Below are 10,690 nucleotides of genomic sequence, written 5' to 3' on the forward strand. Positions count from 1 at the left end.
TTTATTTAAATTTTATTTTAAATATTTATTTAATGCTCATCACTAATAGCAATTCCAATATAAACCGCTGATAATAATGAGAATATATAAGCCTGTAAAACTGCCACAAACATTTCAAGCACATATATAAAACTCAAAAATAATACCGCAAATGGCGCTACCAATACAGTACCAGACATAATTATCAAATAAGGTATTACCATCATCATTATATGTCCGCCTGTTATGTTTGCAAATAAACGTATTGCTAAAGCAAATGCCCTATTAAATAATGTAATGAACTCTAAAACCCATATTATAGGTATTAAAGGCAAAGGTAATCCTTTTGGAACTAAACCTGTCCAATATTTTATGATGCCTTTCTTTCTTATACCAGCAAATACATAAACTATAAACACTATTATAGCTATTGCACCTGTAAAACCTATATTTGCTCCGATACCGCCTGCTAAATAGGCATGACCGCCGCCTTCTGTTGTTACTTTTATTAATGCTGGGATAAGACCTAATATATTAGAAAATAATACGAATAAAAATATCGTAAGACAAAAAGGCACATATCTTTTGCCTTCTTCACCTAATGTGGCCCCTATAACGTCTTTATTCATATAATCAATCAAGCCTTCTAATATACTTTGTAAATATGTTGGTCTTTTAAATGGGCATTTTAATTTATGAGCAAGATATTTCATACTTAAAATTGATAAAACACCTGCTATAGTTACTAATATTATATGTTTTGTTACTTTGAAGTCAAAATTGAGATAATGTCCGAATCTTATTGGAAAAGTATAAAATGGATGTTCTGTATTATCTCCTATTTCTTCCATAATGTAATCATTAATACTTTCTGCTCCGTAAACCATATTTGTACTAAATATAGTGAAAAATATTAATATTAACACAAAATTTTTTTTCATAAAAATTACTTCTTTAAACATAATAAACAATTACTACCTTATAATAAGAAAAATTCTATCATCTAAAAAATAAAAAATAATTTAAAATTAATTGTATAACTATTAAATAAAAAATCAACTATTATTTTTTATTTAAATTCGATGCAAAAATAAAAAATAATTAGAATTTTTCTAATGCTTCTGTCTCTGTTGTAAATATAGGAAAAAAGCTAGTAATTTTAGTAAGTTCAAACACTTTTTTTACAGGGGCTGTTACCTTTACAAAACATATCTTACCATTCACTTTTTTGAAAGCACCAAGAGCAGAAATAAAAACTCCTATTCCGCTGCTGTCTATATAGTATACATCTTCCATATCGATTACCATTTTCTTAGCACCTAAATCTATTTGTGAAAAAATAGCATCTTTTAAATCTGATGAAGTATAAACATCTATATCTCCATCTAATTTTATGACAACTGTATTATTTTCAAGTTCTTTAAAAGAAACTTCCATAAATAAACTCCATTTCATTCTATTACACAATTTTATAAGTTAATATTAAACTAAATCATATTTTTTACAATAGTTAATTATAATTTTTTAATATGTATAAAATGTATAATAATGTTTATTTATATACAAATACCTAATTAATTATATAAAAAATTTACAAATTTCTTATATAGTGTCTATTGACAATAAAAAGCAATTGTAATATTATGTATTTCACAAATAAAAATGACACTCGTATCGTTTTTATTTTCATATTAAAATTTCAAACATGAGGTGAATACCAAAAAGCAATGCCTAAAGTAAACGAAGAGTATTTTGAGAATAAGCGTAAGATAATACTAGAGGCAGCTATGAAAGTATTTTTAAGAAAACCTGCCTATAGTGTTACAATGAAAGATATTGTCAAGGAATCGGGATTAAGCCAAGGGGGAGTTTACAAATATTATTCAAATATAGATGAAATAGTAGTTTCTTTGCTAAATAGCAATAAAATAGATGTAAGCCCAAAATCAATCATAAATAAATATTATGATGAACCTGAAAAAGCTATATTTGAATTATTTGAATCATTTAAAAAGTTTTTTTTTGTAACTGCAAAAGAATTTGGTAAAATAATGTTTGAATTACAGCCAATATTCTTTAATGATAAGGAACGTTTTGAAAAATTAAAAAAAAATATAAACCAAGACCTTAATTTACATTTTTGGCTTACTGAATTATTTGTATTTATAGACAGAAAAATTGAGGAAAAATACTTTAATCCTATATTAGATCCTCATGACATTTATATGCAAATGATAGTTGCAGTTTCTGGAATAGGAAATGAACTAATATTAAATAAATATTATGATCTAAACGGAAAACTGTACTACTACAAAGGAGATTCAACAGGAAAAAAAGAAAAAAAAGATTTAGATGTTAATTTAGATAATCTAATAGATACGCTATATAAAACATTATTGCTTTTACTTGGAAGTAAGAATGTAAATAAATATAGTTTCAAAAATTAACTTAATTCAAATAATTATTATTTAGAACTATTATATTGATTGTGATAAGGAGCGTAAATGAGAGTAAGTATAAAAATAATAGTAGTAAGTTTTATAATATTCATCAATATGTTATATGGTCAAACAAATACTTTAACTTATGCAGCATATATGGAAACTATAAGAGATCAAATACCTGAATTAAAAATAAATGCTGTAACAGAAACTAATGCTGAAATGAATTTACTTAGTGCTAAAAGTTCCGGAGATGTTAATTTATCTGCTCAGCTTGGTGCTGTAGGTAAATACGGTAGTTTATCATCAAGCAGTACAACTACAACAACAAGTCCTACTGTAGAAGCCGCTGGTATACAAGCTGGTATTGGTGTTGGTTCATTAATACCATATTCAGGAACTAAATGGTCTGTTAATTTGACACATACATCTTTTTTAGGTGGTACTTTATATCCCGATGGTGTTCATGGTGTTGACTTTAACAATTATCAGCCTTCATTAACTATAGAAGTTACTCAGCCTTTATTAAGAAACTTTTTTGGTACCTTAGATAGATATCCTATAAAAGATGCTGAATATGCTCTTGCTATAGCTAAGCTTCAAAGAAAATTAGATGATGCCAGTGTAATAGTTTCATATCAAAAAATTTATTATCAATGGATAATGTACGAAAAACTTCTTGCTTACTATAGAAACATGTATATCACAGCAAGACGTTTTGAAAATCAGATGAGAGACAGATATAATAACGGACTTATAGATAATGACTCTTATCAAAATGCCAGAACACAAACTATGGTTTACAGTGACTATTATGCACAAAACCAAGTTTATTTAGACAGTCTTTTGACTACAGTAAGTTTCTTTATGCCTGTAACTAATTTAAAGCCTGATCATACAACTTGGGACGCTTATTTAGATTTAGGAAGTAATATGCAAATGGAATCTGTTCCTTTTGCTGACAGTGTAAACGGACAAATAGCTTATCAATCAAAAATAAGAGCTGAATACACTCTTGATGCTATGAAAAACGGTACTTTGCCTAATTTAGATTTAGTTGGAAGTGTTAGTTTAAATGGACTTAGCCCTAACAGTGATGGTTATTTCCAATCTTTTGGAAGTATGACAAATGTTGAATTTTTTGCCGGTGTACAATTCTCCTACCCTATAGGAAACAGAGCAAATAAAGCACAATATAAAATGGCTGAAAATTCATTATATGGAATAATAGCTCAATACGATCAATTAGAAAAGGATTTCAATACACAATTACAAACATATATTTCAAGATTCAATGCTTATAAAAATTTAATAGCAAGCAAGCAAATGCAAATAAGAGCAATCAATTCAAGAATAGCTACCCAGCTTCAAAAATTAGATCAGGGACGTTTAGAAGTTGATGATTTGCTTACTTCAAGACTAGAGCTTACAGCAACACAAACAGAACTATTAAATCTTCAATATGAGTTCATAACGACTATATTTGATTATAGGGCTTTACTTGCTATAGACTACGAATAAATAAATTTTTGATTTAGCGATTTTCATAAGGATTTAGAGGGATAAAAATATTTATTGAGGAGGTTAATTAATAAAAAATTAGCCTCCTTAATGAAAAAATCTTTAATTACATACACAAAATATAATAGGAGATTAAGCAATATATGGAAAGAATTATAGTATTTTTTGCCAAAAAAACGATGCTTGTAAATATAATAGTAATGGCCGTATTATTTGTAGGTGGTTATTACTATTTTAATTTAAGAAAAGAATCAATTCCATCTACAGACTTGGATATGATGTTAATATCTGTAATATATCCCGGTGCTACTCCGCTTGATGTAGAGCAGAATGCTGTTATTCCTATAGAGGAGCAATTACAAGGTATATCAGGTATAGATGAATATAATACAACAATAATAGAAAATGTTGCTATAATTATAGTAACATTAGATGAAACTCTGCCAGACAGACAGCCGGTAAAAGATGAAATATTTAGACAGATGCAGAACGTTCCAGACTTATCAGAAGATGTTGAAGAAGTTACAACTTATGACTTGAATCCTAATAAAATGTCAATATATACTTTAGCTGTACACTTTAAAGAGGGAATGGAAGGTGATGAAAGAGAATTATTTGATGTAAGCCAAATGCTCGAAAATGAGCTTGTAAGACTTGACGGTGTAGGTGAAGTAAGAATAGAAGGAAGAACAGATCCTGAAATTAAAGTATATATGGATCCTGTAAAAATGCAAAAAAATTATATAGCTTTAAGCGATGTTGTTAATGCTCTTAGTATAAGAAACGTTAGAGCTACTGGAGGAGATATAGAAACAGGCGGTAAGGAACAAACAGTAGTTACTTATGGTGAATTCCAAGACCCTATGGAAGCAAGCAATGTTATTATACGTTCTACATTTAATGGTCAAAGAGTAAGAGTAAGCGATATAGCAACTGTTGTATCTGGATTTGAAGATAAAACTACATTGATGAGAGTTAATAGAGCTTCCGGATATTCTCTTTCCATTGTAAAAAATGAAAATGCTGACATTCTTAAAACTATTGATGTAGTAAATCAGTATTTAAAAGATAATGCTGATTTAATACCTGATAATATTCAAGTATCTGTTATGGGTGATAACTCAAGAACAATTAAATCTCTTTTAAGTATTGTAACTTCAAACCTTATTCAAGGATTTATAATCATCTTCATAACTTTGATTATATTCTTGGATTTCAAAAGTGCTATGTTTACAAGCTTGGGAATGGTTATTACAATGTTCTCATGTTTTATATACATGCAGATAGCAGGTATTACATTCAACACTATGTCATTAGCTGCTATTATTACAGTACTTGGTATGATAGTAGACAACTCGATAGTAGTATCTGAAAATATATTCAACTTTAAACAGGCAGGATATAAAGGACTTGAAGCTACAAGACTTGCCGTTTCCGATGTTGTAATGCCTATTGTGGCTTCAACACTTACAACTGTTGCTGCATTCTTCCCTATGCTTACAATCAGCGGTATGATGGGTAAAATATTAAATCTTTTCCCAAAAATCGTTATATTTACTCTTGTTGTAAGTATGCTTCAAGCTACTTTGCTTTTGCCTAACCAATTACAAGATAAAGAAGATAAATATAAATCTTATAAACCTAAAAAGAAAGGCAAATTTAAAAATCCTCTTGATTTCGATAAAGATGCTTTATTCGATAAAATGAAAATACCTTTCGGAGCAATATTGGAGAAATTAATAAGTGTCAGATATATTGTTATAGGTGCATTCGTTGCTTTATTAATAGCTTCAGTATTCTTAGCACAAAACAGTTTCAAAAACTTTGTACTTATATATGATACAAGTGCTGATACTATAGTTATTAATATAGAAATGCCTACTGGTACAACTAAAGAAGTTACAACTAAAGAAATTGCTAAAATAGAAGATGTTGTAGCAAGCGTAGTTAAACCAGAAGAACTTGTTGCTTTATACTCACTTGTAGGAAAACAAGTTGACCAAGAAGTTGTTTCTGAAGAAAAAGGAAGTTTAGCCGGTATTATGGTTTATTTAGTACCTGCTGCTGAAAGAGACAGAACAGCCGATGAACTTGTTGCTTTAATCAATCAGGAAATAGATAAAACAGATATAAGACAAACTGTTCCTATATTCAGTATGAACACAAAAGGAAATATTGACCCAGGAGATCCTGTAGATATTAAAATAGTAGGAAACAATACTGAACTTGCTAAAAAGGCTAAAGATGAAATAAAAGAATTCTTAGCTACAGTACCTGGTGTTATCAATATAGATGATGATGATAAAGTTGGTAAAGAAGAATTAAGAGTTATGTTCGATTATGATAAAATAGCTGAACTTGGTGTTAATGTAGCAACTGTAGCTAATGAAGTAAGAACTGCATATTATGGTACAGAAGCTACATATATACAGGAACTTGAAAATAAATTAGATTTCAGAGTTGTATTTGATGATGAGTTTACTTATGATGCTAAGTATTTAGAAAATCTTTTAATACCTAACTCTCAAGGAAGATTAATTTATCTTAAAAATCTTGCTACAATAGAAAAAGCTGACGGACTTGCTACATTAAAACACTATAATGGTCAAAGAACAATAACAATCACTGCTGGAATAGAATATGGTAAAAATACTTCTCAGCAGGTTATGGCTGCAGTAAGTGAAAGATTTAAAGATTTCAACAGACAATATAGAGGTTTAAAATTAGAATTCGGCGGTGAAGCTAAAGAAACTATGAAAGCCATAAAACAATTAGCTTTCAGTTTTGCTATGGCATTCATATTCGTATATATTGTATTATTACTTCAGTTAAACAGATTTATACAGCCTATTATGATAATGATAATCATTCCATTCGGTTTGATTGGTGTATTATTAGGATTTGCTATTCATAAAATGCCTTTATCATTCATGGGTGTTGTAGGTATCATTGGTTTGGCTGGTGTTGTTGTAAACAACGGTATTATACTTGTTGACTTAATTAACAAAATCATAGATGAAGGTGTAGAAGGCGGTAAAAAAGGTGTTGCTAAAGCCATTGTTGATGGTGCTAAACAGCGTCTTCGTCCTGTATTCTTAACTACTGTTACTACAGTTGTTGGACTTTTACCTACTGCTTATGGTATAGGCGGTAGAGCAGATATTATTATTCCTATAGTTATGGCATTAGCTTACGGACTTTTATTTGCTTCTTTGCTTACACTCATATTCTTACCTTGTATGTTTATGATTATGTTTGACTTAAGACTTATAAAAATTCCTTCTACAACAAATCCTTCAGAGGAAATTACTACTACTATAACTACTACCGGACATTAATCATAACTTGTACTCAATAAATATTGAAAGAAGTTAATAGAAGAAATAATTCTATTAACTTCTTTTATATTATTAAATAATTGATTTTTTATACAAATAAATTATAATATAAAAATTATGATTAACATAGAAAATAAACTACTAGAAAATAAAACATTCATAGATTTATTTGCTGGAATAGGTGGATTTAGAATAGCTTTGGAATCACTTGGAGCAAAATGCGTTTACTCTAATGAATGGGATAAATTCGCAAAAGAATCATATTATAAAAATTTTGGTGAATTTCCAGATGATGATATTACTAAAATAGATGAAAAATTAATCCCTAATCATGATATACTATGTGCTGGATTTCCATGTCAGGCATTTTCTATAAGTGGAAAACAAAAAGGATTTGAAGATAAAAGAGGAAATTTATTTTTTGATATAGCTAGAATTTTAGAGTATAAAAAAACTAAAATTGTTTTTATGGAAAATGTAAAAAATTTAGTAAGGCATGATAATGGAAAAACATTAAATACAATAAAACATATTATGAATGAACTTGGATATGATTTTTATTATAAGGTTCTTAATGCTTCAGACTATGGAATTCCACAAAAACGAGAAAGAATATATATGGTTTGTTTTAGAAAAGATTTAAATATAAAGCAATTTAATTTTCCTAAACCTATAGAATTAATAAAACATTTAGAAGATTTTTTATTAGAAGAAAATCAAGTACCTAATGATATTTATATTAATAGAGATGATATAATTATAAACTATTTTAAAGATGATAAATATAGCAATAAATCTATTCGTTTGGGTATAGTAAATAAGGGCGGACAAGGAGAAAGAATATATAGTACAAAAGGAGTAGCAATTACTTTATCTGCTGACGGAGGAGGAGTATTTTCAAAAACAGGCGGATATTTAATTAATGGAAAATATAGAAAACTTATGCCAAGAGAATGTGCTAGAATAATGGGATATCCTGATTCATTTAAAATAATAGATAACCGAAATCAAGCATATAAACAATTTGGAAACTCTGTAGTTGTAGATGTACTTCAATATATAGCCATAAAAATAGCAGAGCACATATCATAATTTTATATCTTCTAAAAATAATCTCAAATCATTTTCTTCTTGATAATTCTTTATAAGTTTTATAGAAAATATTACATTAGCATTATTAGTATTAGATAGCTTTCTTACATTATATATATTTTTATCTATATTATTAAATTGATATGAATAATTATTAATATTTATTTTTTTATTGAAATTATATTCAGTGATTATATAAAGTTTTTTAGAATTAATCTCTAATTCAAACTTAATACTATTATTTTTTAAAAAATTTACTATTTCATCTATATTTTTACGAGAAGGGTTTGATGAACCGCTTTTCTTTACTCTATAACATGCCGTTATATCAAAATATTCAGATATTTTTTCTAATGGAATAATAATATAATTATCTGCTTTAGTAATGAAATATTTTGTATTTTTAGTTTTATAAAAATCTATTATCCAAGAAACAAATATATCTTTATTTATATTAATATCAACACCTCTAGTACCAGCATTATAGAATACATCAAAGTTTTTATTCATATAATTTATTATATATTTAGAATATTGATTTATATAAGTTTTATTTTGATTAGAATATATAAAACTATTGTTATACTCCAATACTACAAACTGTCCACATTGGGATATAGCAGATTTTACCTCAATAAAAAAATCATTATCAATTACTTTTATATCAGAAACAGTAGAATCTGATGCTCCAATATGTTTAAATTTCACATTTGTATAAGTGTCTTGCAAATAATTAAAACATTCTTTTTCAAATATTTTCCACAATTTACACATAATAAACTCCAAGTTTATTAACGAAATAAAAAATAAAATAATAAAGAATTTTTTATTTTTATAATAGTTGACAATTTTATTATTTAAAAATATTATTGTTTTTAAATTAATAAAATAAATATGATGAGTTGATTAAATTAAGGAGCTTTTTGAATGCCTAAGACTATAAAATGTAAATCTTGTAAAACAGTAAATGATAAATATGCCAAACAATGCCGTTCCTGCGGTACTTTGCTTTATCCTGAAATTTCATATAAAAATGCCACTATTGTTACTATTGTATTAGACGCTATATTTACTTTTGTATATTTATTTGGAATATATCTTTTTATTGTTAATTCTAACAACAATGAAACACCAAAATATATTACTTTGCTTCCGGCACCAAATACATTGCCATATTTTTTAATAATATTATTATTCTTGGCATTCGCTGCTACTAAAGTACTTTATATATTAAATGTATTTGTATTAAAAAAAGAAATTATATTTACTATAAGACGTTTTAGTATGTTTATTGAGGCAATTATAATGTTTCCTTTACAAACAATACTTGCATTGTATTTTTATGAACCTGCAACTAATCAGGATAAAATAATAAAGAAAATGGATTAAGTATATGGCTTTTAGTATATTAAAAACTATAAAAGGAACATATAAATTTATAAATGAAAATAAAAACAAATCTATAGCTCTTATACCTACAATGGGAGCTTTGCATGAAGGACATACTGCATTAATAAAAAAAGCAAAAAAAGAATGTGAAATAGTTGTTGTAAGTATATTTTTGAATCCGCTTCAATTTACTAAAGCAGAAGATATAGAAAAATATCCTCAAGATTTAGATAATGACAAATTAATGTTAGAAAAAAGTGAAGCTGATGCCCTATTCATACCTTCAGTGGAAGAAATGATACCTGATGATTATGGTACTTATATAAATATGGATAATATATATGGCAAATCTCATGGTATTAGCAGACCTTTATACTATAAAGGACTTGTCACTATAATGGCAAAACTCTTTAATATAATATCTCCTAATTCAGTATATTTTACAGAACATGATTATCAAAAAGTATTTATAGTAAAAAAAATGATAAAAGATTTGGGATATAATATCTCTGTAAAAACAATACCAATAACAAGAGATAAAAGTATGCTTGCATTAAGCAGTTTAAATAGTTTATTAAGCGAGAGAGAAAAAGAAGAAGCTACTATAATATATAAATTATTAAAAGAAGCCAGAGAAGAATTCAAAAAAGCTAGCACAAAATCATCATATTTAATAGATATAATAAAAAACAATTTGCGTGCTCATAAAATGCTGAAATTAGAATTTATTGATATTGTTGATAAAGATACACTAGAAAGCATGCCTACTGCTACAAAAAATTCTATAATATTGATATCATGCTACTGCGGTTCAACAAGATTATTAGATAATATACATTTGAAATAATAAAAATTAAGGGGCTGTCCTAGATAACTTAAATTTGTTAAAATTTAAGTATGAAACGAAGTAAATTAAGTAAAGATAAACAA

Annotated in this window: 9 protein-coding genes; 6 read left to right on the top strand and 3 right to left on the bottom strand. The window is 27.2% G+C overall.

Features of this window, described 5'->3' with window-relative positions; genetic code table 11:
• Positions 1–29: 29 nt before the first annotated feature.
• Together atpB and Q0K52_RS09400 are read right to left on the bottom strand one after the other, a co-directional pair.
• The gene (gene atpB / locus Q0K52_RS09395; protein WP_367270991.1) at positions 30–941 is read right to left on the bottom strand and encodes a F0F1 ATP synthase subunit A; all 912 of its coding nucleotides are present in this window, start codon (positions 939–941) and stop codon (positions 30–32) included.
• Positions 942–1,080: 139 nt separating this feature from the next.
• Complete coding sequence (locus Q0K52_RS09400; RefSeq protein WP_297298788.1) at positions 1,081–1,416, bottom strand: STAS domain-containing protein; 336 nt, start codon at positions 1,414–1,416, stop codon at positions 1,081–1,083.
• 290 nt (positions 1,417–1,706) lie between these two features.
• Between Q0K52_RS09400 and Q0K52_RS09405 the strand changes: the two genes are divergently transcribed.
• From Q0K52_RS09405 to Q0K52_RS09420, 4 genes are all read left to right on the top strand, one after another.
• The gene (locus tag Q0K52_RS09405) at positions 1,707–2,426 is read left to right on the top strand and encodes a TetR/AcrR family transcriptional regulator (protein WP_297298790.1); all 720 of its coding nucleotides are present in this window, start codon (positions 1,707–1,709) and stop codon (positions 2,424–2,426) included.
• A 57-nt stretch (positions 2,427–2,483) separates the two neighbouring features.
• Positions 2,484–3,941: a TolC family protein gene (locus tag Q0K52_RS09410; RefSeq protein WP_297298792.1), complete on the top strand. Its 1,458-nt coding sequence runs from the start codon at positions 2,484–2,486 to the stop codon at positions 3,939–3,941.
• Positions 3,942–4,084: 143 nt separating this feature from the next.
• Positions 4,085–7,279 carry an efflux RND transporter permease subunit gene (locus tag Q0K52_RS09415; RefSeq protein WP_297298794.1) on the top strand — a complete coding sequence of 1,065 codons (3,195 nt, stop codon included), beginning with the start codon at positions 4,085–4,087 and terminating at the stop codon, positions 7,277–7,279.
• A 117-nt stretch (positions 7,280–7,396) separates the two neighbouring features.
• Entirely contained in the window at positions 7,397–8,371 is a 975-nt protein-coding gene (locus Q0K52_RS09420) for a DNA cytosine methyltransferase (protein ID WP_297298796.1), read from the top strand.
• Here Q0K52_RS09420 and Q0K52_RS09425 read toward each other — a convergent pair.
• A complete protein-coding gene (locus tag Q0K52_RS09425) occupies positions 8,366–9,145 on the bottom strand; it encodes a hypothetical protein (RefSeq protein WP_297298798.1) in 780 nt (259 codons plus the stop codon). The genes Q0K52_RS09420 and Q0K52_RS09425 overlap by 6 nt on opposite strands.
• A gap of 153 nt (positions 9,146–9,298) precedes the next feature.
• Here Q0K52_RS09425 and Q0K52_RS09430 point away from each other — a divergent pair, with 153 nt between their 5' ends.
• Together Q0K52_RS09430 and panC are read left to right on the top strand one after the other, a co-directional pair.
• Positions 9,299–9,760, top strand: a complete 462-nt coding sequence (locus Q0K52_RS09430; protein WP_297298800.1) for a hypothetical protein — start codon at positions 9,299–9,301, stop codon at positions 9,758–9,760.
• A gap of 4 nt (positions 9,761–9,764) precedes the next feature.
• On the top strand, positions 9,765–10,607 hold the full coding sequence (gene panC / locus Q0K52_RS09435; protein WP_297298801.1) for a pantoate--beta-alanine ligase: 843 nt from the start codon (positions 9,765–9,767) through the stop codon (positions 10,605–10,607).
• Positions 10,608–10,690: the final 83 nt, after the last annotated feature.

It is taken from the genome of uncultured Brachyspira sp., assembly GCF_944390845.1.
Classification (GTDB): Bacteria; Spirochaetota; Brachyspiria; order Brachyspirales; family Brachyspiraceae; genus Brachyspira; species Brachyspira pulli.

Coding starts and splice junctions, on each gene's coding strand:
- atpB (WP_367270991.1), bottom strand. CDS start 941: ATGTTTAAAGAAGTAATTTTTATGAAAAAAAATTTTGTGTTAATATTA.
- Q0K52_RS09400 (WP_297298788.1), bottom strand. CDS start 1,416: ATGGAAGTTTCTTTTAAAGAACTTGAAAATAATACAGTTGTCATAAAA.
- Q0K52_RS09405 (WP_297298790.1), top strand. CDS start 1,707: ATGCCTAAAGTAAACGAAGAGTATTTTGAGAATAAGCGTAAGATAATA.
- Q0K52_RS09410 (WP_297298792.1), top strand. CDS start 2,484: ATGAGAGTAAGTATAAAAATAATAGTAGTAAGTTTTATAATATTCATC.
- Q0K52_RS09415 (WP_297298794.1), top strand. CDS start 4,085: ATGGAAAGAATTATAGTATTTTTTGCCAAAAAAACGATGCTTGTAAAT.
- Q0K52_RS09420 (WP_297298796.1), top strand. CDS start 7,397: ATGATTAACATAGAAAATAAACTACTAGAAAATAAAACATTCATAGAT.
- Q0K52_RS09425 (WP_297298798.1), bottom strand. CDS start 9,145: ATGTGTAAATTGTGGAAAATATTTGAAAAAGAATGTTTTAATTATTTG.
- Q0K52_RS09430 (WP_297298800.1), top strand. CDS start 9,299: ATGCCTAAGACTATAAAATGTAAATCTTGTAAAACAGTAAATGATAAA.
- panC (WP_297298801.1), top strand. CDS start 9,765: ATGGCTTTTAGTATATTAAAAACTATAAAAGGAACATATAAATTTATA.